Origin of the sequence: Aeromonas sp. BIGb0405 (assembly GCF_024807335.1) — a bacterium.
GTDB lineage: Bacteria > Pseudomonadota > Gammaproteobacteria > Enterobacterales > Aeromonadaceae > Aeromonas > Aeromonas rivuli.
Window position 1 is genome coordinate 239,726 of the sequence record NZ_JANUEP010000004.1, and the last position, 22,819, is coordinate 262,544.

The 22,819-nt window shown below is 59.0% G+C and carries 19 protein-coding genes; 9 read left to right on the plus strand and 10 right to left on the minus strand.

All coding sequences use genetic code 11. The features are described from left to right. Nucleotides 1–271: 271 nt before the first annotated feature. From lpdA to ampD, 5 genes are all read right to left on the minus strand, one after another. Entirely contained in the window at nt 272–1,699 is a 1,428-nt protein-coding gene (gene lpdA / locus M2366_RS12345) for a dihydrolipoyl dehydrogenase (protein ID WP_224431937.1), read from the minus strand. Between the two features lie 153 nt (nt 1,700–1,852). Continuing rightward, the gene (gene aceF, locus M2366_RS12350; RefSeq protein WP_042041787.1) at nt 1,853–3,751 is read right to left on the minus strand and encodes a pyruvate dehydrogenase complex dihydrolipoyllysine-residue acetyltransferase; all 1,899 of its coding nucleotides are present in this window, start codon (nt 3,749–3,751) and stop codon (nt 1,853–1,855) included. A gap of 163 nt (nt 3,752–3,914) precedes the next feature. Further along, nucleotides 3,915–6,575, minus strand: a complete 2,661-nt coding sequence (aceE, locus tag M2366_RS12355; RefSeq protein ID WP_259269863.1) for a pyruvate dehydrogenase (acetyl-transferring), homodimeric type — start codon at nt 6,573–6,575, stop codon at nt 3,915–3,917. Nucleotides 6,576–6,642: 67 nt separating this feature from the next. Next, entirely contained in the window at nt 6,643–7,407 is a 765-nt protein-coding gene (pdhR, locus tag M2366_RS12360) for a pyruvate dehydrogenase complex transcriptional repressor PdhR (RefSeq protein WP_224431934.1), read from the minus strand. A 273-nt stretch (nt 7,408–7,680) separates the two neighbouring features. Further along, entirely contained in the window at nt 7,681–8,256 is a 576-nt protein-coding gene (gene ampD, locus M2366_RS12365) for a 1,6-anhydro-N-acetylmuramyl-L-alanine amidase AmpD (protein WP_259269896.1), read from the minus strand. A gap of 111 nt (nt 8,257–8,367) precedes the next feature. Between ampD and M2366_RS12370 the strand changes: the two genes are divergently transcribed. The 9 genes from M2366_RS12370 to yacG all read left to right on the plus strand — a co-directional run bounded on the left by M2366_RS12370 (nt 8,368) and on the right by yacG (nt 16,245). After that, a complete protein-coding gene (locus tag M2366_RS12370) occupies nt 8,368–8,844 on the plus strand; it encodes a TIGR02281 family clan AA aspartic protease (protein ID WP_042041791.1) in 477 nt (158 codons plus the stop codon). Nucleotides 8,845–8,849: 5 nt separating this feature from the next. Further along, nucleotides 8,850–9,719: a carboxylating nicotinate-nucleotide diphosphorylase gene (gene nadC / locus M2366_RS12375; RefSeq protein ID WP_259269864.1), complete on the plus strand. Its 870-nt coding sequence runs from the start codon at nt 8,850–8,852 to the stop codon at nt 9,717–9,719. A 424-nt stretch (nt 9,720–10,143) separates the two neighbouring features. After that, entirely contained in the window at nt 10,144–10,578 is a 435-nt protein-coding gene (locus M2366_RS12380; RefSeq protein WP_310508870.1) for a prepilin-type N-terminal cleavage/methylation domain-containing protein, read from the plus strand. Between the two features lie 3 nt (nt 10,579–10,581). After that, nucleotides 10,582–12,288, plus strand: a complete 1,707-nt coding sequence (gene tapB, locus M2366_RS12385) for a PilB family type IVa pilus assembly ATPase TapB (protein ID WP_259236850.1) — start codon at nt 10,582–10,584, stop codon at nt 12,286–12,288. Nucleotides 12,289–12,350: 62 nt separating this feature from the next. After that, entirely contained in the window at nt 12,351–13,592 is a 1,242-nt protein-coding gene (locus M2366_RS12390) for a type II secretion system F family protein (protein WP_259269865.1), read from the plus strand. A gap of 84 nt (nt 13,593–13,676) precedes the next feature. Further along, nucleotides 13,677–14,549: an A24 family peptidase gene (locus M2366_RS12395; protein ID WP_259269866.1), complete on the plus strand. Its 873-nt coding sequence runs from the start codon at nt 13,677–13,679 to the stop codon at nt 14,547–14,549. 66 nt (nt 14,550–14,615) lie between these two features. After that, the gene (coaE, locus tag M2366_RS12400; RefSeq protein WP_259269867.1) at nt 14,616–15,230 is read left to right on the plus strand and encodes a dephospho-CoA kinase; all 615 of its coding nucleotides are present in this window, start codon (nt 14,616–14,618) and stop codon (nt 15,228–15,230) included. A 37-nt stretch (nt 15,231–15,267) separates the two neighbouring features. Further along, nucleotides 15,268–15,990: a cell division protein ZapD gene (zapD, locus tag M2366_RS12405; RefSeq protein WP_042041798.1), complete on the plus strand. Its 723-nt coding sequence runs from the start codon at nt 15,268–15,270 to the stop codon at nt 15,988–15,990. A gap of 60 nt (nt 15,991–16,050) precedes the next feature. After that, on the plus strand, nt 16,051–16,245 hold the full coding sequence (gene yacG / locus M2366_RS12410) for a DNA gyrase inhibitor YacG (protein ID WP_005891160.1): 195 nt from the start codon (nt 16,051–16,053) through the stop codon (nt 16,243–16,245). A 74-nt stretch (nt 16,246–16,319) separates the two neighbouring features. On the opposite strand, the gene mutT is transcribed toward yacG, so the two are convergent. The 5 genes from mutT to ftsZ form a co-directional block, all read right to left on the minus strand. Beyond that, entirely contained in the window at nt 16,320–16,730 is a 411-nt protein-coding gene (mutT, locus tag M2366_RS12415; RefSeq protein ID WP_224431928.1) for an 8-oxo-dGTP diphosphatase MutT, read from the minus strand. A gap of 85 nt (nt 16,731–16,815) precedes the next feature. After that, on the minus strand, nt 16,816–19,536 hold the full coding sequence (secA, locus tag M2366_RS12420; RefSeq protein WP_259269868.1) for a preprotein translocase subunit SecA: 2,721 nt from the start codon (nt 19,534–19,536) through the stop codon (nt 16,816–16,818). A 57-nt stretch (nt 19,537–19,593) separates the two neighbouring features. Continuing rightward, nucleotides 19,594–20,499: a M23 family metallopeptidase gene (locus M2366_RS12425; protein ID WP_259269869.1), complete on the minus strand. Its 906-nt coding sequence runs from the start codon at nt 20,497–20,499 to the stop codon at nt 19,594–19,596. A gap of 137 nt (nt 20,500–20,636) precedes the next feature. Beyond that, the gene (lpxC, locus tag M2366_RS12430) at nt 20,637–21,560 is read right to left on the minus strand and encodes a UDP-3-O-acyl-N-acetylglucosamine deacetylase (RefSeq protein WP_042041805.1); all 924 of its coding nucleotides are present in this window, start codon (nt 21,558–21,560) and stop codon (nt 20,637–20,639) included. A 95-nt stretch (nt 21,561–21,655) separates the two neighbouring features. Next, nucleotides 21,656–22,807: a cell division protein FtsZ gene (gene ftsZ, locus M2366_RS12435; protein WP_005891146.1), complete on the minus strand. Its 1,152-nt coding sequence runs from the start codon at nt 22,805–22,807 to the stop codon at nt 21,656–21,658. Nucleotides 22,808–22,819 lie beyond the last annotated feature (12 nt).

Sequence of the window (22,819 nt, forward strand, 5' to 3'; positions counted from 1 at the left end):
CGTTGCGGCATAATCAGGAAAATCGTGGCAGTGTCATGAACGAGCGGGTGATGAGCATTATCCTGGCTCGGGCGGCAGCAGTGGCTCTCTCCGGGTGCACGATGTCGATGTGAGCCTGGACGATATCCGGGTCAGGGATGGCGATCGGGGGCTATGGTACCTTCTGCCCGCCGGGCCAGGCCAAGCAAGGGCGCTGCTGAACGGCCACCTGATCCTGGAAAAACAAAAAGCCGCTCAAAAGAGCGGCTTTTTCATCACGGCAGGAAGAAAATTACTTCTTCTTCTTGGCCTTGGCGTTCGGCAGATCGGTGATGGATCCTTCGTACACTTCGGCGGCCAGACCCACGGACTCGTGCAGAGTCGGGTGAGCGTGGATGGTCAGCGCCAGATCTTCGGCGTCGGCACCCATCTCGATGGCCAGACCGATCTCGCCCAGCAGCTCACCGCCGTTGGTACCGACGATGGCACCCCCGATGACGCGGTTGCTATCTTTGTCGAAGATGAGCTTGGTCATGCCGTCAGAGCAATCGGACGCAATGGCGCGGCCGGAAGCAGCCCAGGGGAAGGTGGCGACTTCGAAGTTCAGGCCCTGTTGCTTGGCTTCCTTCTCGGTCAGACCGACCCATGCCATCTCTGGCTCGGTGTAGGCGATGGACGGGATCACTTTCGGGTCGAAGTAGTGCTTCTTGCCGGCGATGACTTCGGCCGCCACGTGGCCTTCATGCACACCCTTGTGAGCCAGCATCGGCTGACCGACGATGTCACCGATGGCGTGGATGTGAGCGACGTTGGTACGCAGCTGCTTGTCCACTTCGATGAAACCGCGCTCGTTGACGGCAACACCGGCTTTCTCGGCGTCCATCAGCTTGCCGTTCGGTACACGACCGACCGCGACCAGCACGTTGTCGTAACGAACCGGCTCGGCCGGGGCGTGCTTGCCTTCGTAAGAGACGTACAGGCCATCTTCACGGGCTTCAACTGCGGTGACCTTGGTCTCCAGCATGATGTTGAATTTCTTGGCAACGCGCTTGGTGTAGATCTTGACGATGTCTTTATCGGCAGCCGGTACCAGCTGGTCGGCAAATTCCACCACGTCGATCTCGGAACCCAGGGAGGAATAAACGGTACCCATCTCCAGACCGATGATGCCGCCACCGATAACCAGCAGCTTGCCCGGTACTGTGGTCAGTTCCAGCGCATCGGTTGAATCCCATACGCGGGGGTCATCATGGGGGATGAACGGCAGTTTCACCGGACGGGAACCCGCGGCGATGATGGCGTTGTCGAAGGTAACGACTGTCTTGCCGTCATCACCGGTCACTTCCAGGGTGTTGGGGCCGGTGAATTTACCGAAGCCGTTCACAACCTGAACTTTACGCATCTTGGCCATGCCGGCCAGACCGCCGGTCAGCTGATTGATGACCTTCTCTTTCCACAGACGCACCTTGCCGATGTCAGTCTGGGGGGCACCGAACACGATGCCGTGATCGGACAGCGCCTTGGCTTCTTCGATCACTTTAGCGACGTGCAGCAGCGCCTTGGACGGGATACAACCCACGTTCAGGCAGACGCCACCCAGGGTGGAGTAGCGCTCGACGATAACGGTTTCCAGACCCAGATCGGCGGCACGAAAAGCAGCGGAATAACCGGCAGGGCCAGCACCCAGTACTACGACCTGAGTTTTGATTTCTTTACTCATCATGACCTCTTTGTCGTTCTATATCCCCGGACAGCACAGTCTTATGCCAAAGAAGGCGGCTGCAGCCGTGAAAAAAACGGGGCAAGTTTATAATTTTGTTAATGAAATGAGAAGTGAAAAGGGCGAGCTCTGTGCTCGCCCTCTCATTTACATTTACAGAACCAGTCGACGAATGTCGGACAGCACACCACTCAGGGTGGTGACGAAGCGAGCACCGTCGGCACCGTCGATGACGCGGTGGTCATAGCTCAGTGCCAGCGGCAGCATCAGACGCGGCACGAACTCTTTGCCGTTCCACTTCGGCTTCATCTCGGACTTGGAAACACCGAGGATGGCCACTTCCGGCGCGTTGACGATCGGGGTAAAGCTGGTACCGCCGATGCCCCCTAAGCTGGAAATGGTGAAGCAACCGCCCTGCATGTCGGCAGCGGTCAGCTTGCCGGCACGGGCCTTCTTGGAGATCTCGGCCAAGTCGCGGGACAGCTCATGGATGCCCTTCTTGTTGACGTCGCGAACGACCGGTACTACCAGGCCCCCCGGAGTGTCTACCGCCACACCGATGTGGATGTACTTCTTCATGATCAGCTTGCTGCCGTCTGCGGACAGGGCGCTGCAGAAGCGCGGGTGCGCTTCCAGGGCCTTGGCGGCGGCTTTCAGGATGAACACCAGCGGGGTGATCTTCACATCCAGCTTCTGCTTCTCGGCCAGCATGTTCTGCTCTTTGCGGAACGCTTCCAGATCCGTGGTATCGGCTTCGTCGAACTGGGTGACATGAGGGATCATGGCCCAGTTGCGGTGCAGGGCAGGACCGGAGATCTTCTGGATCCGGGTCAGTTCCAGCTCTTCGACCGGGCCGAACTTGCTGAAATCAACCTTGGGCCAGGCGACGACGCTCATGCCGTTGCCAGTACCTTGACCAGCGGCCGGGGCGGACTCGGCGCGCTTGACCGCATCCTTCACATAAGCCTGCACGTCTTCTTTGACGATGCGACCCTTGCGACCCGAGGCTTTCACCTTGGCCAGGTTGACGCCGAACTCACGGGCCAGGCGGCGCACGGCCGGAGAGGCGTGCACGTAGGCATCGTTGGCAACGAAGTCGGAGGACGCAGCAGCTGGAGCGGCAGCTTGAGCAACCGGGGCGGCGGCAGCAACAGGTGCGGCAACGGGGGCAGCAGCCTGGGCAACCGGGGCGGCAGCAGGGGCAGCGCCAGCCACTTCGAACACCATGATCAGAGAGCCGGTGGAGACCTTGTCACCCGCCTTCACCTTGATCTCTTTGATGATACCGGCGAAGGGCGCTGGCACTTCCATGGAGGCCTTGTCACCTTCCACGGCGATCAGGGACTGGTCGGCTTCGACCTTGTCACCGACGGCAACCATGATCTCGGTGACTTCCACTTCGTCACCACCGATGTCAGGAACATTGACCTCTTTGGCAGCGGCGGCAACCGGGGCAGCAGCCACGGGAGCAGCAGCCTGAACCGGGGCAGCCACGGCGGCAGGCGCGGCGCCAGCCACTTCGAATACCATCACCAGGGAACCGGTGGAGACCTTGGCGCCGGCGGCAACCTTGATCTCGACCACACGGCCCGCGAACGGCGCCGGCACTTCCATGGAAGCTTTGTCGCCTTCCACGGCAATGATGGACTGGTCGGCTTCAACCATGTCACCCACGGCAACCATCAGCTCGGTCACTTCGACTTCGTCGTCACCGATGTCAGGGACGTGAACGTCTTTGCGTGCGGCGGCAGCAGGAGCGGCCGGTGCAGCAGCAACCGGAGCGGCAGCTTGAGCGGGGGCTGGCGCGGCGGCAGCAGCACCTTCGGCTTCGAAGATCATGATCTGGGAACCGGTGGCAACCTTGTCGCCCACCTTGATCAGGATCTCTTTGACGATACCCGCGGCCGGAGCCGGGACTTCCATGGAAGCCTTGTCACCTTCCACAGCGATCAGAGACTGGTCGAGCTCGACCTTGTCACCCACAGCGACCATGATTTCGGTCACTTCCACTTCATCGGCACCGATATCCGGCACCATAATCTGTTTGGACATTGTGCTTTATCCTCTTACGCGTCTGTCGCGTTAACCTTGGCAAGAGCAGATTCCGGCTCGTTGTTGCCGTCCGGACCCTGTGTTTGTCCTCTTACCCTTATGTCGCATTAACCTGGGCAAGGCCCTGTCTGGCACGCAAGTCCGGACAGGGCGCTCAATCCTCTTACGCGTACAGCGGGTTAACCTTGTCGGCATCGATGCCGTACTTGGCGATGGCGTCGGCCACAACCTGCTTGTCGATCTCACCGCGCTTAGCCAGTTCGGTCAGGGCAGCAACCACGACATAGAACTCGTTCACTTCGAAGTGACGACGCAGGTTGGCACGGCTGTCGGAACGGCCATAACCATCGGTACCCAGTACACGGTAGTGCTCGGTCGGCATGAAGGCACGCACCTGCTCGGCGAAGGACTTCATGTAGTCGGTCGCGGCTATGGTGGCTTCGGAACCCAGTACCGAGGTGATGTAGGGTATGCGGGCAGCAGCAGTCGGGTGCAGCATGTTCCAGCGATCGACGTCCTGACCATCACGAGCCAGCTCGTTGAAGGAGGTGACGCTGAACACGTCGGAACCGACGCCGTATTCGCTCGCCAGGATCTGGGCGGCGGTACGGACGTGGCCCAGGATGGAACCACAACCCAGCAGCTGTACCTTGGCCTTGGTACCGGCCACGGATTCCAGCTTGTAGATACCCTTGCGGATGCCTTCCTCGGCGCCTTCCGGCATAGCCGGCATGGCGTAGTTCTCGTTGAGGGTGGTGATGTAGTAGAAGACGTTCTCAGGCTTCTCACCGTACATGCGGCGCAGGCCGTCCTGTACGATCACCGCCACTTCATAGGCGTAGGACGGATCGTAGGAGATGCAGTTCGGGATGGTGCCGGCCAGGATGTGGCTGTGACCATCTTCGTGCTGCAGACCTTCACCGTTGAGGGTGGTACGACCGGAAGTCGCGCCCAGCAGGAAACCACGGGCTTGCTGGTCACCCGCTGCCCACGCCATGTCGCCGATCCGCTGGAAGCCGAACATGGAGTAGTAGATGTAGAACGGGATCATCGGGCAATCGTTGGTGCTGTAGGAGGTCGCAGCAGCCAGCCAGGAGGACATGGCGCCCAGCTCGTTGATACCGTCCTGCAGAACCTGACCCTGTTTGTCTTCCTTGTAGTAGGAGACGATGTCACGGTCTTGCGGGGTGTACTGCTGACCATGCGGGCTGTAGATGCCGATCTGACGGAACAGACCTTCCATCCCGAAGGTACGAGCTTCATCGGCCAGGATCGGCACGATGCGCTTGCCGATAGACTTGTCTTTGAGCAGCACGTTCAGGGAACGCACGAACGCCATGGTGGTGGAGATCTCACGGGCCTGCTCGCCCAGCAGCGGACCAAAGGTCTCCAGCGCCGGGATTTCCAGGGTGGTGGTGGTCTCACGCAGACGAGTCGGTACATAACCTTTCAGCTCGGCACGGCGGGCATGCAGGTACTTGTACTCTTCGGTACCCTCTTCGATCTTCAGGTACGGCAGCTCTTCCATCTGCTCATCGGTCACCGGCAGGTTGAAACGATCGCGCAGGTGACGCACAGAGCCGAGATCCATCTTCTTGACCTGGTGGGCAATGTTCTTGCCTTCGGCCGCTTCGCCCATGCCATAACCCTTGATGGTCTTGGCCAGGATGACGGTCGGCTTGCCCTTGGTCGCTGCGGCCTTGGAGAAGGCGGCGAACAGCTTACGAGGATCGTGACCACCGCGGTTCAGGGCGAAGATCTCCTCGTCGGTCATGTCTTTGACCAGGGCGGCAGTTTCCGGGTAGCGATTGAAGAAGTGCTCACGGACATAGGCGCCGTCACGGGACTTCATGGTCTGGTAGTCACCATCCACGGTCTCGTTCATCAGCTGGATCAGCTTGCCTGAGGTGTCTTTCTTGAGCAGCTCATCCCACTTGCGACCCCAGATAACCTTGGTCACGTCCCAGCCGGCGCCAGCGAACAGGCCGTCCAGCTCGTTGATGACCTTGCCGTTACCCACGACAGGACCATCCAGACGCTGCAGGTTGCAGTTGACCACGAATACCAGGTTGTCGAGCTTTTCACGCACGGCAACGGTCAGGGCGCCCTTGGCTTCCGGCTCGTCCATCTCGCCGTCACCCAGGAAGGCGTACACGGTCTGGTCGGCACAGTCTTTGATGCCACGGTCGGTCAGGTATTTCAGGAAACGCGCCTGATAGATGGCGGCGATAGGACCCAGACCCATGGAGACGGTCGGGAACTGCCAGAAGTCCGGCATCAGTTTCGGGTGCGGATAGGAAGGGATACCCTTGCCGTCCACTTCCTGACGGAAGTTGTCCAGCTGGTCTTCGGTCAGGCGACCTTCGACGAAGGCACGAGCATAGATGCCCGGGGAGATGTGACCCTGGAAATAAACCAGATCACCACCATCCTTCTCGTTGCGAGCGCGGAAGAAGTGGTTGTAGCAGACTTCGTAAATGGTGGCGCTGGAAGCGAAGGAGGACATGTGACCACCCAGGTCCAGATCCTTTTTAGAAGCGCGCAGCACTATCATCACGGCATTCCAGCGGATGATGGCGCGAATACGGCGCTCCATCTCCTGATCGCCCGGGTAAGCCGGTTCGTCAATGGCAGGAATGGTGTTGATGTAATCGCGATTCGCTTTCTCAGCCACTTCCACACCGCTAACGCGTGCCTTCTCAGTAAGCTGTTCAAGGATGAACTGAGCGCGTTGCGGACCCTCTTCACGCAACAAGGATTCCAGAGAGGCAAGCCACTCCAGCGTTTCTATCGGGTCCACATCGTTCTTCAGGATATCAGACATGGCTGGTTCCTATTGTTATTGCACGGGATGTAAGTTGCGCAAAATTCGACAATAAAGCCTTGTGGGATTAGTTTTCCTGCTGACGGATCCGACGCATGGATCGCTGGATCCGGCTATCTTCCCTCTGCATATCCAACAAGGTGTCCTCGATAAAGGCCAGGTGCTCATGACAAGCAGTCCTGGCCCGCTCCGGAGCCCCCGACAGGATAGCCTCGATCAGCGACGCACGATGGCGACGGATCTTGGCGACCACTCCCGGACGGCGATTCAAAATTTCGTTATTTCGCAAAATGTTCTGTTCGAGCATGGGACCCATGGCCCGCAACAGGTGCAGCAGCACCACGTTGTGGGAGGCCTCCGCCACCGCCAGATAGAACTGGGTGACAGCGCTCGACTCGCTCGCAAGCGATCCCTGCTGCCCGGCGGCCTCGATGGCGGCCTGGGCGGCGCGGATGCGCTCGAAATCTGCCTCTGTACCCCGCAGCGCAGCATAGTAGGCACAGATGCCTTCCAGTGCGTGGCGAAACTCCAGCAAGTCATACTGGGCTTCAGGGTGGGTACTGAGCAGCTCGAACAGGGGATCGGCGATGCCCTTGCTCAAACCATTTTGCACAAAGGTGCCACCGCCCTGGCGGCGATACAGCAACCCACGAGCCTCCAGACGCTGGATGGCCTCTCGCAAGGAGGGGCGCGACACCTGAAACTGGATGGCGAGTTCCCGCTCTGGCGGCAACTTCTGGCCAGGCTGCAAGCTGCCTTCCAGGATCATGTGCTCCAACTCGGCGACGATGGCGTCAGCCAATTTGGGTTGAGTAACTTTACGATAGGGCATGAGGCAGCTTTGTTAAATTGGTATTACCAATTTCATGAATGGGGCGAAAATTAGCAGAGGGCATGGAAAATGTCCACCCAAAATCTGATCTGCATCAAGAAAGTGAACTGCCTACTTATGGGTAATCTTCGGGAACCATGATCTCACTCATAGAAAATGGTCTGACCAATATTTCTGCGCCAGATCACAGACAACATTTGGTTAACAGCCAATAAAAATAGCCTGCGCTGTTGGCAAGCCATTGATTTAAAAAACACAAACTTAATTTCAACACTAGCAGGATTTGTTTGTTTCCTGGCGATATCGCAGCCAGTCAAAACTGCTGCCCGGATCCGTCTTGCGGCCCGGCGCTATGTCGCAGTGCCCCACCACCCGCTCTGCCACTATGGCCGGGAAACGCGCCTGAATGGTTCGAGTGAGACTCGCCAGCACGGCATATTGTTCAGGGCTATAAGGCAGATCATCGGTCCCCTCCAGCTCGATGCCGATGGAGTAATCGTTGCACGCCTCTCGCCCCTCCCAGCAAGAGAGGCCCGCATGCCAGGCTCGGGCAATAAAAGGCACATATTGCACCAGCTCTCCGTCGCGGCGGATCAGGCAATGGGCGGAGACCCGCAGTTGATGGATCTCGGCGAAATAGGGATGTCCGTCGGGATTGAGAGTGCCGCTGAACAGCTCGTCGATATGAGGACCGCCGAACTGCCCTGGTGGCAGGCTGATGCCGTGCACCACCAGCAAGGAGACATCCTCGGGGCTGGCCCGCTCATTGTGATGAGGAGAGGGCACCCGTCTGGCCTGCTCGCACCAACCGTCTGAATCAATGGAAAATACTGTGTTAGGCTGGGTCATCATCTCTCTTGCTCATGGTATGGATGTGCGCATTACCGCCCTTGGGGTCTGGCTATCACTCCCCCCGCGTTCACAGCCCGGACTGTTATCCTGCACCGGGAGGCGCTCATAATGGCGGCCCCTGCTGCGGCCCGCTGGCTCTGGCTACTGACCTGGCTCTCGCTGATGGGACTGCTCACCCTCTATTTCCACACGGGTAGCCAGCCCAGCGTCACTGCCAGCGGCGAACTGCGTCTGCCGATGGATGCCAGCGGCCACTATCGTCTGGAGGGTGCCATCAACGGCCAGGAGGTGCAACTGCTGCTCGACACCGGCGCCACCCGGGTCACCATACCGGCTGAGGTGGCGAGTCGGCTGGGGCTCGTGGTGCAGGGGCAGAGTCGGGTCAATACGGCAGCTGGCCCTATTCTGGTCGGCAACGGCCGGATAGAAAGCCTGGCGATGGGCCCGCTGACCTTGTACGATCTGGCCGTTTACATCAATCCAGCCGCCAGCGGCAATGAGATCCTGGTCGGCATGAACGCCCTCGGTCGGCTGGAGCTGACTCAACGAGACAGGCAGTTGCTTCTCAGACCCTTGCAGGAATAAAAGGCATGTTACAACAGGACATCAGCCGCGCCGTGCGCGCCGCGTTACTCGAAGATTTGGGGGGCGCCCTGACCGCCCAAGGCCAACCGGACGCCCGCGCCGACATCACGGCGCAGCTCATTCCGGCCGATCGCCAGGCCAGTGCCCGGGTCATCACCCGCGAGGCGGGGGTCTTCTGTGGTCAAGCCTGGGTGGATGAAGTCTTTGCCCAGCTCGGTGGCGAGGTACAAGTGGAGTGGTTGGTCCAGGACGGCGACATCTTGCAGCCGGATCAGGAGCTGTTTCGCCTCCATGGCCCGGCCCGGGTGCTACTGACCGGCGAGCGCAATGCCCTCAATTTTGTGCAGACCCTCTCCGGGGTGGCCACCCTGACCGCCCGCTACGTCGCAGAGCTCACCGGCACCCAATGCCGCCTGCTCGACACCCGCAAGACGCTGCCAGGGCTGCGGGATGCCCAAAAATATGCGGTGACCTGTGGCGGCGGCAAGAACCACCGTATCGGTCTGTATGACGCCTACCTCATCAAAGAGAACCATATCCTCGCCTGCGGCGGCATCATGGAGGCCGTGAGCGAGGCCCGCCGCCTCAATCCGGGCAAGCCGGTGGAGGTGGAGGTGGAGTCGCTCGTCGAGCTGGCGCTCGCCCTCGATGCTGGCGCCGATATCGTCATGCTGGATAACTTTGATGTGGCCATGATGGGTGAGGCGGTCACCCTGAACGGCAAGGGGGGCGAGCGCCGTGCCAAGCTGGAGGTATCCGGCAACGTCACTCTGGACACGCTGGCCGAATTTGCCGCCACCGGCGTGGATTACATCTCGGTCGGTGCCCTGACCAAGCATGTGCGGGCCCTCGATCTCTCCATGCGCTTTATCTAAACAGTCAACGCCGTCATTACCATTCACCTGCCCCCGCTATCCATGATGCCAGCGGGGGCAGGGATCTCTCCTTAGTCAAGCCCCTCAATCCTTTTGGCTCAATCCCTCGATCTCCCCCTTCCCCCGGTACCGGGGCAGCAATCAACCCCTGACGCATCTCGACTTGCAAAAGACGCCATTGACGCCTTTTCTTTAGGCAAGGCCCGCCCATGGTAAAAGGAGAGACCGGAACAGCCGACTGAATGACAGGGAACCAAAGGAAACCACTAACCTTCTGATTTATCTCTACTTATGTCATTAGTTTAATGCTCGTCAACTAAACTGGATTGCGTTGTTGCCAAGTGCAGCAGTTTGGCTAAGCTGCCAAGAGCGGTGAGGTCACCGCCAGTGTTATCAGGACCCATGTGAAATAAGGATATTGAAGATGAGAAAGCAAACAGGCTTTACCCTGATCGAACTGATGATCGTCGTGGCCATCGTCGCCATACTTGCCGCCATCGCCCTGCCGGCGTATCAGAGCTATACCAAACGTGCCAAATTTTCGGAGGTTATCGCCGCGGTGGGGCCAGCAAAAACGGCCGTTGAAGTGTGCGTGCAAGGATGGGCTGGCGCCTCTGCCGCAGTTGGTAGCAACTGTGCAACCGCAGGTTTAAATTCTGTATCTGGAGCAAGTGCACAGACAGAGAACTTTGATAACGTTGATGTTACCAATGCCGCTGGAGTCATTACCATCACAGGTACTGCCGCAGCCGCATTAGATTCATCCACCTATTCATTAGTGACCTCTGGTGCGGTTCGACCTGGTGCCCAAGTACTATGGCAAATTTCGGGCTCCTGCGTGACCGACGGCAAATGCTAACGCATGACCTCTAGCCCCCATAGCGGCCTGGCCCTGAGCCTGGCCGCTTCTTCCCTGTTAAGTGAGTCTGACTCACAGCACTATCTGAGCCAGGCCCGCGCCCAGCGCAAACCCTTTGTCACCTACCTTATCGAGAACGATATCCTCGCCAGCAAGGCGCTGGCCGAGTTCTGCGAGCTGGAATATGGGGTACCTCTGCTGGATCTTGCCGCCTTCGACCTGGCCGAGATCCCGCAGAAATACCTCAACCAGAAGTTGATCGACAAGCACCATGTGCTGCCCATCTACACCCAGGGCCATACCCTCTATATCGCCATGTCCGACCCGACCAATGTGGCTGCACTGGAAGATTTCGGCTTCAGCTTCGGCCTGCATACCGAGGCCCTGCTGGTCGAAGAGGACAAACTGAGCCAGGCCATCGGCAAGCTACTCGAGAGCGAGCATGATGCCCTCGGCATGGATGATATTGATGAGGCCGAGATCTCGGCACTCGAAGTGGCTGACGACAGCAGTCGCCTCGACGAAAGCGTCAACACCGCCGACGACGACGCCCCCATCGTCAAATACATCAACAAGATCTTGATGGACGCCATTCGCCAGGGGGCATCCGACCTGCACTTCGAACCCTATGAGTTCAAGTACCGCATCCGCTTTCGTATCGATGGCATATTGCACGAAGCCTCCACCCCGCCGGTCAATCTGGCCAACCGCTTCGCCGCCCGTCTCAAGGTCATGGCCAGACTCGACATTGCCGAACGGCGCCTGCCTCAGGACGGTCGCATCAAGCTCAAGCTGTCCCGTAACCGCTCCATGGACATGCGGGTCAATACCCTGCCGACCATGTGGGGCGAGAAGGTCGTCATCCGGTTGCTTGACTCCTCGGCGGCCCGGCTCAACATCGAGCAACTGGGCTTCGACGAGACGCAGAAACAGCAATACCTGACCGCACTGAGCAAACCACAGGGCATGATCCTGGTGACAGGGCCCACCGGCTCTGGCAAGACGGTTTCTCTCTATACCGGGCTCAACATACTCAATACCCTTGAGGTCAATATCTCCACCGCCGAAGATCCGGTAGAGATCAACCTGCCCGGGGTCAATCAGGTGCAGGTCAATCCCAAGGCAGGGCTCACCTTCGCCAGCGCCCTGCGCTCCTTCCTTCGCCAGGACCCGGATATCGTCATGGTGGGGGAGATCCGGGATCTCGAAACCGCCGAGATAGCCATCAAGGCGGCCCAGACCGGCCACCTGGTGCTCTCTACCCTGCACACCAACTCGGCAGCCGAGACCCTGACCCGGATGATGAACATGGGGGTGCCCGCCTTCAACATTGCCTCGTCGGTAACGCTCATCATGGCTCAACGGCTCGCCCGCAAGCTGTGCGATCACTGCAAGGAACCTGAAGCTATCCCCGACTCCGAACTGACCGCGCTGGGCTTCAGTACTCAGCAAGTGACCGCTGGGGTAAGGCTGTTCAAACCCAAGGGTTGCAAGGAGTGTACCGGGGGTTACAAGGGGCGGGTCGGCATTTATGAAATACTGTTGATGTCAGAAAATATCGCCAAACTCATCATGCAGGGGGCGAACTCGTTGCAGATTGCCGCCATCGCCCAGAAGGAGGGGATGCGAACCCTGCGCATATCTGGCCTGGAAAAAGCCCGTCTCGGCGTCACCAGTCTGAGCGAAATCAATAGGATAACCACCAACTAGCTCGTCAGACCGCCGACTTATCACGCCGCTCATCAAGCGGCCCTCATTGCAAGGATGCAAGGATGGCTACTCTATCGAAGAAGCGCAACCAGCCCGCCAAGGTCTATACCTTCCGCTGGAAAGGGGTCAATCGCAAAGGCAAGGATATCTCCGGGGAGCTACAAGCCGAACACGTCAATATGGCCAAGGCCGAGCTGCGCAAGCAGGGGGTCAGCGTCTCCCGTATCGGCAAAAAGAGTCACGGCCTCTTCTCCAAGGCGGGTGCCAAGATCAAGGCGATGGATATCGCCGTGGTGAGCCGCCAACTTGCTACCATGTTGAGCGCTGGCGTACCCCTAGTGCAGAGCCTGCAGATCATCGCCCGTAGCCACGAAAAATCGAGCATGCGTGATTTGATGGGACAGATTGCCAGCGATGTCGAAACCGGTACGCCCATGTCGGAAGCCCTGCGCCAACACCCCCGCCATTTTGACGATCTCTATTGCGATTTGATCGAGGCAGGGGAACATTCGGGGGCACTCGAGACCATCTATGATCGCATCGCTACCTATCGGGAAAAGGCCGAAACGCTCAAATCCAAGATCAAGAAGGCGATGTTCTACCCCAGTATGGTGATCCTGGTGGCCATAGTGGTGACCTCCATCCTGCTGTTGTTTGTCATCCCGCAGTTTGAAGACATCTTCAAGAGCTTTGGCGCCGAGCTGCCCATTTTCACCCAGTTCGTCATCGGCATATCCCGCTTCATGCAGGATTGGTGGTATGTGATTTTCGGCGGGGTAGCCCTGGCCATCTTCCTCTATGTACGGGCCTGGCGCCGCTATTCCAAAGTCCGAGATAACACCGACAAGTTCATTCTCACCATCCCCGTGGTCGGCATGATATTGCACAAGGCCGCCATGGCCCGCTTCGCTCGCACCCTCTCCACTACCTTCAGCGCCGGTATTCCCCTGGTGGATGCACTTATCTCGGCGGCAGGAGCCTCGGGGAACTATGTCTATCGCACTGCCATTCTGGCCATTCGCAATGAGGTGATGGCTGGTATGCAGATCAACGTCGCCATGCGCACCGTGGATCTCTTCCCGGACATGGTGATCCAGATGGTGATGATAGGAGAGGAGTCTGGCGCTATCGATGAGATGCTCTCCAAGGTCGCGACCATCTTCGAGCAGGAGGTTGACGATCTGGTCGACGGCCTCACCAGTCTGCTAGAGCCCTTTATCATGGTGGTACTGGGCGTGCTGGTTGGCGGCATGGTGGTGGCCATGTATCTGCCCATTTTCAAACTGGGCTCTGTCATCCACTAATGCGATCAAACCATCCCGGCGGGGGGCCAGCGCCCTCAGCCGCCGGGGTCATGCTACACTGCCTGCTTCCTTATCCGAGACTCGATGCAACCCATGACTGAACTGGCGCTCAGCCTGCCCTGGCTCTACCTGACCCTGGTATTTCTCTTTTCCCTGACCATTGGCAGCTTCCTCAATGTCGTCATCCACCGTCTGCCCATCATGCTCGAGCGTGGCTGGCTGGCCGAGTATCGGGACTACTTTCATCCTGAGAGCGAGTCCGCCCCTACCGAGCCCTATAACCTCATGGTGCCACGCTCCCGGTGCCCCCATTGCCACCATGCCATCAGCGCCCTGGAAAACATCCCGCTATTGAGCTGGCTCTGGCTCAAGGGGCGCTGCCGCAGCTGCTCCGCGCCTATCTCGGCGCGCTATCCCCTGGTCGAGCTGCTCACCGCCCTGCTCTCCGTCGTCGTGGCCAGCCGCCTGCCTGCTGACCCTTCCCTGCTGGCCTATCTGCTGCTCACCTGGGTGCTGGTTGCTCTGACCTTCATCGATCTGGACAAGATGCTACTGCCAGATCCCCTCACGCTGCCGCTGCTCTGGGCTGGCCTGCTGGTCAACCTCATCTGGCAGAAGGTGCCCTTGGCGGATGCCGTCATCGGTGCCATGGCCGGTTATCTGGTGCTCTGGAGCCTCTATTGGGCCTTCAAACTGTTCACGGGCAAGGAAGGGATGGGTTATGGTGACTTCAAGTTGCTGGCAGCCCTGGGTGCCTGGCTCGGCTGGCAGGCGCTGCCGCTGATCCTGCTGCTCTCCTCCTTGGTGGGTGCCGTGATCGGCATAGCCCTTATCGTCTCCCGCCGCCAAGCGCACAGCAACCCCATCCCCTTCGGCCCCTATCTCGCCATCGCCGGTTGGGTCGCTCTGCTCTGGGGAGATAGCATCACCACCTGGTATCTGCACATGGTGCTCTGACCCCCGCTTGGGGCACAATAACCAGCAAGACGAATAAAGAACGATCACTTCAGGACACACTCACCCATGTATATAGTCGCAATCACAGGGGGCATAGGCAGTGGCAAGACCACTGTCGCCAATCTGTTTGGCGAGCTGGGCATCGACATCATTGATGCGGATGTTATCGCCCGCGAGGTGGTGGAACCCGGTACCCCTGCACTGGCTGCCATCACCCAGCACTTCGGGGTTGGCGTGCTCGATGAAGAGGGTGCACTGGACAGACGCAAGCTCCGTGACCGCGTGTTCAGAGAGCCCGATGCCAAGGGGTGGCTCAACGCCCTGCTCCACCCCCTGATCCGCCAGGAGATGCAGCGCCAATGCGCCGAGGCTCGCTCCCCTTATTGCTTGCTGGTGGTGCCCCTGCTGGTTGAAAACCGGCTCACTGCCATGGCTAACCGGGTACTGGTGGTCGATGTGGACGAGGAGACACAGATCACCCGCACTTGTCGTCGTGATGGGGTCAGCCGTGAACAGGCCAGGGCCATCGTCACCGCTCAAGCGAGTCGTATGGCTCGCTTGGCCGCCGCCGATGACATCATTGAGAACCGGGACGGCTCTCCCGAGCTATTGCGTGGGCGAATTCTGGCGCTGCACCAAACATATCTGACATTTGCCACTCAACAAGCCCGGCAACTGTGAGTACACTAGGCCGGTTTATGGCTGGCCAGGATTAGGCATGATTTACGATTTCCCTCTCAACGAAAAAAGCCGGACCTATCTTCGTCTGGAATCACTGTTCAACCAGATCCATGACAATCTGGGGAGCGATCACCCCTGGTCTCATATCGCCTTCTTCAAGGGGCTGTTCGATCTGCAGGAACTGCTCGAGCGGGGAGATCTGCGCTCGGATCTCATCAAGGATCTTGAACGCCTGAGTCAACGCCTCGGCCACTGGGCAGAGCTGCCCGATGTCGATCTCGACCAGATCCGGGCGATGCAGCAGGAGAGCAGCCAGCTTTCCCGCAAGCTGTTGGGTGCCGCGCGTCCCGGCGCTCGCCTCAAGGAAGACAAGCTGCTCGGCTCCATCCGCCAGCGTTTCTCCATTCCCGGCGGACTCTGCGCCTTTGATGTGCCTCAGCTGCACCACTGGTTGACCACCCCGGCGTCCCTGCGACACCCGCAGATGGAAGCCTGGCTGAGCGACATCCAGTTGCTGATGGGGGCGATTGGCCTCTTGCTGCGACTGTGGCGGGATGCGTCCCACTTCAGCGATCAGGTCGCCACCAATGGTTTCTATCAGGACACGGCGGAGAATGCGGAGTTGATCCGTATCCGCCTGCCCCATGCCATGGGTTGCTACCCGACCCTGAGTGGCCACAAGAACCGCTTTGCGCTGCGCTTCCTGCCCACCCAGGAACAACCCATTGGCGATGTGCCCTTCCAGCTCGCCTGCTGCTAACGCAGGATGGGAGCCTGGCTCCCATCCTGCGCCATTCATCTCTTGCCTGTGGAGGAACCCATGGTCACCAAGGTCAACTGCCCCAATTGCCAAACACCCGTGGAATGGGGGCCGCAGAGCCCGTTTCGCCCCTTCTGCAGCAAGCGCTGCCAGCTGATCGATCTTGGCGAGTGGGCCGATGAAGAGAAGCGGATCCCGGGAGAGATCAATCCGGATCTGCTGCCAGATCCCGATGCCGGAGAGGAGTGGCGCTGAGCCCTCCCCGTGATAACAAAAAAGGGCCACAATGGCCCTTTTTTGTTATCAACGTTTCGCTACCGCATTCGTTGTCAGCTTTTAGCGACCAAACCCTGGAGCCGCGCGACTATGGGGCCATTGGCATCCGGGAACTGGTAGTTATCCAGCTCGGCCAGGGGTACCCACAGACACTCCTGGCCCTCCTTGCCAAAGGGTTCACCACTGAACTGCGTCACCTTCCAGATATCCAGCAGCACCTGTTTCTCGGGATAGTCATGATGCAACTCCATGAAGGGGGCGCAATCCTCGACCCGGATGCCGATCTCCTCCCACAGCTCCCTGTCCAGGGCTGCCAGCAGATCTTCCCCCGCCTCAACCTTGCCACCGGGGAACTCCCAACGATCGCCCTGGTGACTGTCTGAGGAGCGTTTGGCGATGAAGATGTCACCCCGCTCGTTCTCGATGACGCCAACCGCCACCCAAATCCGCTTCTTCTGTTCCACTCGCTTCACCTCATGGCTGACCACTCGGGCCCTTAACAAAATGAAGGCGGGCACTGGGCCCGCCTCCTTATGACTGATTGACGACTCAGGTCAACTGGCCGTGGCAATGCTTGTACTTTTTGCCGGAGCCGCAGGGGCAAGGATCGTTGCGGCCCACCTTCTGCTCGTCCCGCACGAAGGTAACCGGTGCCGCGTCGGCCTGGGTCTCTTCGTCGGCCAGCTGGTTATCGGCGGTAGCATGGGTGTAAGTACGGGGAGTCGCTTCCGCCTGCTGGCGCTGCTGCTCTTCCATCACCTCGACATCCCGCTCCTGTACCTGAACCCGGCTCAGTATGCTGACCACGTCGCGCTTGAGGGTCTCCAGCATCTGGGTGAACAAGTCGAAGGATTCACGCTTGTACTCCTGCTTGGGGTTCTTCTGGGCATAACCGCGCAGATGAATACCCTGACGCAGGTGATCCATGGCGGCCAGATGCTCCTTCCACAGACCATCCAGGGTCTGCAGCATCACGGCCTTCTCGAAGTTGCGCAGCACATCGACACCGACCAGCTCTTCCTTGCGGGCATAGAGTTGGTTCGCTTCGTCCAGAATGCGCTCGCGCAGCTTCTCTTCGTAGAGCTTGTCGTCGTCACTCAGCCACTGCTGAATGGGCAGGACCAGGCCAAAATCGGCGGCCAGACGGGCCTCCAGGCCGGGCACGTCCCACATCTCTTCCAGAGACTGGGGCGGAATGTATTCGTCAATCACGGCGCCATAGACGTCATCACGGATGATGTGGATAGTCTCGGAGATGTCGTTGGTCTCCAGCAGCTCGTTACGCTGCTCGTAGACCACCTTGCGCTGGTCGTTGGCCACGTCATCAAACTCGAGCAAGTTCTTGCGGATGTCGAAGTTGCGACCCTCCACCTTGCGCTGGGCATTCTCGATGGCCTTGGTCACCCATGGGTGCTCGATGGCCTCGCCCTCTTCCATGCCCAGCTTCTTCATCATGCCGGTGACGCGGTCAGAGGCGAAGATACGCATCAGCTGGTCTTCCATGGAGAGATAGAAGCGGGACGAACCCGGATCCCCCTGACGACCGGAACGGCCGCGCAGCTGGTTGTCGATCCGGCGGGATTCATGGCGCTCGGTACCGATGATGTGCAAGCCACCGGCGGCCAGCACTTCATCGTGACGAACCTGCCAGGCGGCCTTGATGTCGCTGATCTGTTCGGTGGTCGGGTTCTCCAGCGCGGCAATCTCGGCCTGCCAGTTGCCCCCCAGCACTATGTCAGTACCACGACCGGCCATGTTGGTGGCGATGGTGACGGCGCCGAGTTGACCGGCCTGGGCGACGATCTCCGCCTCCATGGCGTGGAACTTGGCGTTCAGCACCTTGTGCGGGATGTTCTCCTTGGTCAGGATGCCGGACAGCAGCTCGGAGTTCTCGATGGAGACGGTACCGACCAGCACCGGCTGACCACGCTCGACGCAACCACGGATGTCTTCGACGATGGCGCCGTATTTTTCTTGGGCGGTCAGGTAGACCAGATCGCCCATGTCCTTGCGTACCATCGGCTTGTTGGTCGGGATGACCACGGTATCCAGACCATAGATCTGCTGGAATTCAAAGGCTTCGGTATCTGCAGTGCCCGTCATGCCCGCCAGTTTGTCATAGAGACGGAAGTAGTTCTGGAAGGTGATGGAGGCCAGGGTCTGGTTCTCGTTCTGGATCTTGACCCCTTCCTTCGCTTCGACCGCCTGATGCAGGCCATCGGACCAGCGACGACCCGGCATGGTACGGCCGGTGTGTTCATCGACGATGACGATCTCGTCTTTCTGCACGATGTAATCGACGTTGCGCTCAAACAGGGTGTGAGCCCGCAGACCGGCGTTGACGTGATGCAGCAGGCTGATGTTGGTGGCGGAGAACAGGGAGTCATCCTCGGCCAGCAACCCTTCCTTCTTGAGCAGCTCTTCCACGAAGATCTGACCATTCTCGGTCAGCAGAGCCTGACGGTTCTTCTCGTCGACCGTGTAGTGACCGTCGCCGGTGTACTCTTCGGAGTCTTCCTTGTCCTGCTTGACCAGCAGCGGGATCAGCTTGTTGATCTGGATATACATGGCGGAGCTATCTTCCGCCGGGCCCGAGATGATGAGCGGTGTACGCGCCTCATCGATCAGCACCGAATCCACCTCATCCACCAGGGCATAGTTGAGAGGGCGCTGCACGCGCTGCTCCGGCGAGAACGCCATGTTGTCGCGCAGGTAGTCAAAACCGAATTCGTTGTTGGTACCGTAGGTGATGTCGGCGGCGTAAGCGTCACGCTTCTGGGATGCATCCATGCCAGGCACGTTGCAATCCACGGTCAGGCCGAGGAAGGTGAACAGCGGGCGGTTCGCCTCGGCATCACGCCTGGCCAGATAGTCGTTCACCGTCACCACGTGCACGCCGTGGCCACTCAGGGCGTTCAGATACGCCGGCAAGGTAGCGGTAAGCGTCTTACCTTCACCGGTTTTCATCTCGGCGATGCGGTTGGAGTTGAGCACCATGCCGCCGATCAGCTGGACGTCGAAGTGGCGCATGCCAAACACGCGGCGCGAAGCCTCACGCACCGTGGCGAAGGCTTCCGGCAGCAGCTGCTCCAGGGTCTCGCCCTGATCCAGACGCTGACGATACTCGGCCGTCTTGGCCTGCAGTTCAGCATCAGACAACGCCTCGAACTGAGGCTCCATTGCATTGATCTGTTTTACTATTTTGCGCAGGGCCTTGAGCGTTCTGTCGTTCCGGCTGCCGATAATCTTGGTAAGCAGTGTGCTAATCATGGGTACCAACTGTTTCTGGTTATAAGGTTCCGTCGCTGGAACTGGAGAGAAAAAAACCTAACCCCGTCTGGCAGTAAGGAATTGACTGGGGTTGACCTGACGACCGTCTTTCAACACTTCATAATGCAAATGGACCCCGGTCGCGCGACCGGTGCGTCCCATCAGGGCTATCTGCTGACCCTGATCCACTAGCGTGCCCACCTCCACCAACAACTTGGAGTTGTGGGCATAGCGAGTCACCAGGCCATTACCATGATTGATCTCAATCATGTTGCCAAATTCAGGATGCCGACCCGACCAGCTCACTATGCCGGGCCCGGTTGCCAATATGGGCGTGCCCGGCTTGCCGCGAAAATCGACACCTTTGTGCATCTTGGCCCGACCGTTGAACGGATCGACCCGGCCACCGAAACCGGAGCTTATCCAGACCCGCTCCTGCTTGACCGGCGAGCCGGAAATAAAGCCTGCGTCAGTGATATGGTGATTGAGCATGAAAGATTCAAGTACTGACAGCTGTTCTTCACGACTGCTGAGCTGTTTGCTGAGGTGAGCCATGGAGCTTTGCAGCTCGTCCAGGTTCACCTCCAGATCGGCATCATAGGAGGGGCCGCCCATGGGAGGCAGCTCTTTGAAGTTGAATTCGTCGGGATCGAGCTCGGCTTGTTCGGTCAGGCGCTCGCCGAGGGCATTGAGCCTGCCCAGCTGGCCCTGCATGGTGCCTACCTGAGCCGCCAGCATGGCGAGTTGCTCACGGGCCTGATCGGTAGTTTGGCTCGCCTGCTGCTGCTCTGCTTGAACCAGCGCCAGCTCGAGGGCGGCCATCTTCTGATGCCAGCTCTGCCATAACAGGACACAACCCAGCACCAGAATAGAAAGAAAGAGACCGCCGACCCAGGCCAGACGTTGTTTGGGGAAGTGCAGCTTGCGCCGCTGCTTGCCATTGAGGATCAGGGTAATGCTCATAGAAATTCAATCTGCTCGGTCGGGTGAGGCGAGTTGCCACCACGAAAATAAAACCGGGAGAGTATCGGTATCGGGATGTAAACAAGAATGACAGGACGTCGGTGCGGAGAGATGACCGACGTCCTGTTGCACAGCTATCAGGCTAGAACCAGACCGTTATCGTAGTAAGCGATGGGCGCTTTGTCGCCCTCACCCTCGAAGGTCACCAGTTCCCATGCCTCCTGCTGAGCCAGCAAGGCACGCAGCAGTTTGTTGTTCAAGGCATGACCCGTCTTGTAGGCGCGGAATTCGCCGATGATGCTGCGGTTACACATATAAAGGTCACCGATAGCATCCAGCATCTTGTGCTTGACGAACTCATCTTCGTAGCGCAAACCATCTTCGTTCAGCACCCGATAGTCATCCAGCACCACGGCATTCTCCAGGCTTCCGCCCAAGGCCAGGTTCTGGGAACGCAGGTACTCGATGTCACGCATGAAGCCAAAGGTACGGGCACGGCTGATCTCTTTCACGAAAGAGGCGCCGGAGAAGTCCAGTACACAACGCTGATTGCGGCCTTCGAACACCGGGTGCTGGAAATCGATCTCGAGATCCATTTTGAAGCCGTTGCGATAGGGGTGGAATTCCGCCCACTTGTCGCCGTCCTCAACCCGGATGCTCTGCTTGATCCGCACAAACTGCTTGGGCGCATTCTGTTCGCGGATCCCGACTTCCTGCAGCAGGTAGATGAAGGGGTGCGCACTGCCATCCATGACCGGGATCTCGGGAGCATCAACCTCGACATAGAGGTTGTCGATCCCCATTCCGGCCAAGGCGGCGGAGAGGTGTTCTATGGTGGAAACACGCACACCAGCTTCGTTGACCAACGCAGTACAGAGTACGGTATCCCGCACCTGGTCAGCATTTGCTGGCAATTCCACCACAGGATCCAGATCGGTACGCAAGTAAACGATCCCTGTGTTCACAGGTGCCGGACGGAATGTCATTGTGACTTTCCGACCCGAATGCAGGCCCACACCAGTGGCCTGGACACTCGTTTTCAAGGTTCTTTGTCTAATCATGGGCGTATCCACAGCTAAATTCCGGACCAGATGGTCGTTGACGGGCCATCTTAGCACATTCCTTAAACAACAAACAAACCAGCCCCGTTAGAGGCTTAGTCTGCCTGCTTGCGCAGGAAAGCCGGAATATCCAGATAATCAGGCTCACGACGAGCTTGTGGCTCGGCATTCACCGCCTTGGCCGGGGCCTCTTCCATCACGCGAGACTGCAGGGCTTCGCTGATCAGGGGCTGACGGGCCGGACGCTCTTGTACCATGTTGTTTTTCACAAGCGTGATGTCGCTCTTGCGATCGGCACCGATACCGGTCGCAACCACGGTCACCCGCAGCTCGTCTTGCATCTCTGGGTCGATTACGGTACCCACCACCACGGTGGCATTCTCGGAGGCGAAGGCCTTGACCGCGTTACCCACGGTTTCGAACTCTTCGATGGTCATGTCCATGCCGGCGGTGATGTTGACCAGGATGCCACGGGCACCGGCCAGATCCACGTCTTCCAGCAGCGGGCTGGAGATGGCTTTCTCGGCAGCTTCTTCGGCACGGTCATCCCCGGAGGCGGAACCAGTACCCATCATGGCGGTACCCATCTCACGCATCACGGTACGCACATCCGCGAAGTCGACGTTGATCAAGCCCGGACGGGTGATCAGCTCGGCAATGCCCTGTACCGCACCCAGCAGCACATCGTTGGCCGCCTTGAAGGCGTCCAGCAGGGAGATGCCGCGGCCCAGCACCTTCAGCAACTTGTCGTTGGGGATGGTGATCAGGGAGTCGACGTTCTTCGAGAGCTCTTCGATGCCGTGGGCGGCAAAGCCCATCCGCTTCTTGCCTTCGAAGGAGAACGGCTTGGTCACCACGGCGACGGTCAGGATGCCCATCTCGCGGGCCACTTCAGCCACGACGGGGGCCGCGCCAGTACCAGTACCACCGCCCATGCCCGCGGCGATGAATACCATGTCGGAACCGGTCAGCAGCTCACGCAGTGCTTCACGGTCTTCCAGGGCGGCTTCACGACCCACATCCGGGCTGGCTCCGGCACCCAGTCCCTTGGTGATACCACTGCCGATCTGCAGTGTGGTGTTGGCACTGGAGTTACGCAGTGCCTGGGCGTCGGTGTTGATGGTGATGAATTCAACACCTTCGATGTTTTGACGAACCATGTGCTCGACTGCGTTGCCGCCGCCGCCACCCACGCCTATCACCTTGATGACAGCTTCGTCCGTGTGGCTATCCATAAATTCAAACATGTTGTCTCTCCG

What these genes read in the sequence shown, in the direction of transcription:
- M2366_RS12370 (WP_042041791.1), top strand. Translation starts at nt 8,368, where the DNA reads ATGGCGGCCCCTGCTGCGGCCCGCTGGCTCTGGCTACTGACCTGGCTC.
- M2366_RS12395 (WP_259269866.1), top strand. Translation starts at nt 13,677, where the DNA reads ATGCAACCCATGACTGAACTGGCGCTCAGCCTGCCCTGGCTCTACCTG.
- coaE (WP_259269867.1), top strand. Translation starts at nt 14,616, where the DNA reads ATGTATATAGTCGCAATCACAGGGGGCATAGGCAGTGGCAAGACCACT.
- M2366_RS12390 (WP_259269865.1), top strand. Translation starts at nt 12,351, where the DNA reads ATGGCTACTCTATCGAAGAAGCGCAACCAGCCCGCCAAGGTCTATACC.
- zapD (WP_042041798.1), top strand. Translation starts at nt 15,268, where the DNA reads ATGATTTACGATTTCCCTCTCAACGAAAAAAGCCGGACCTATCTTCGT.
- pdhR (WP_224431934.1), bottom strand. Translation starts at nt 7,407, where the DNA reads ATGCCCTATCGTAAAGTTACTCAACCCAAATTGGCTGACGCCATCGTC.
- yacG (WP_005891160.1), top strand. Translation starts at nt 16,051, where the DNA reads ATGGTCACCAAGGTCAACTGCCCCAATTGCCAAACACCCGTGGAATGG.
- secA (WP_259269868.1), bottom strand. Translation starts at nt 19,536, where the DNA reads ATGATTAGCACACTGCTTACCAAGATTATCGGCAGCCGGAACGACAGA.
- ampD (WP_259269896.1), bottom strand. Translation starts at nt 8,256, where the DNA reads ATGACCCAGCCTAACACAGTATTTTCCATTGATTCAGACGGTTGGTGC.
- M2366_RS12425 (WP_259269869.1), bottom strand. Translation starts at nt 20,499, where the DNA reads ATGAGCATTACCCTGATCCTCAATGGCAAGCAGCGGCGCAAGCTGCAC.
- aceF (WP_042041787.1), bottom strand. Translation starts at nt 3,751, where the DNA reads ATGTCCAAACAGATTATGGTGCCGGATATCGGTGCCGATGAAGTGGAA.
- lpdA (WP_224431937.1), bottom strand. Translation starts at nt 1,699, where the DNA reads ATGAGTAAAGAAATCAAAACTCAGGTCGTAGTACTGGGTGCTGGCCCT.
- lpxC (WP_042041805.1), bottom strand. Translation starts at nt 21,560, where the DNA reads ATGATTAGACAAAGAACCTTGAAAACGAGTGTCCAGGCCACTGGTGTG.
- aceE (WP_259269863.1), bottom strand. Translation starts at nt 6,575, where the DNA reads ATGTCTGATATCCTGAAGAACGATGTGGACCCGATAGAAACGCTGGAG.
- ftsZ (WP_005891146.1), bottom strand. Translation starts at nt 22,807, where the DNA reads ATGTTTGAATTTATGGATAGCCACACGGACGAAGCTGTCATCAAGGTG.
- nadC (WP_259269864.1), top strand. Translation starts at nt 8,850, where the DNA reads ATGTTACAACAGGACATCAGCCGCGCCGTGCGCGCCGCGTTACTCGAA.
- tapB (WP_259236850.1), top strand. Translation starts at nt 10,582, where the DNA reads ATGACCTCTAGCCCCCATAGCGGCCTGGCCCTGAGCCTGGCCGCTTCT.
- M2366_RS12380 (WP_310508870.1), top strand. Translation starts at nt 10,144, where the DNA reads ATGAGAAAGCAAACAGGCTTTACCCTGATCGAACTGATGATCGTCGTG.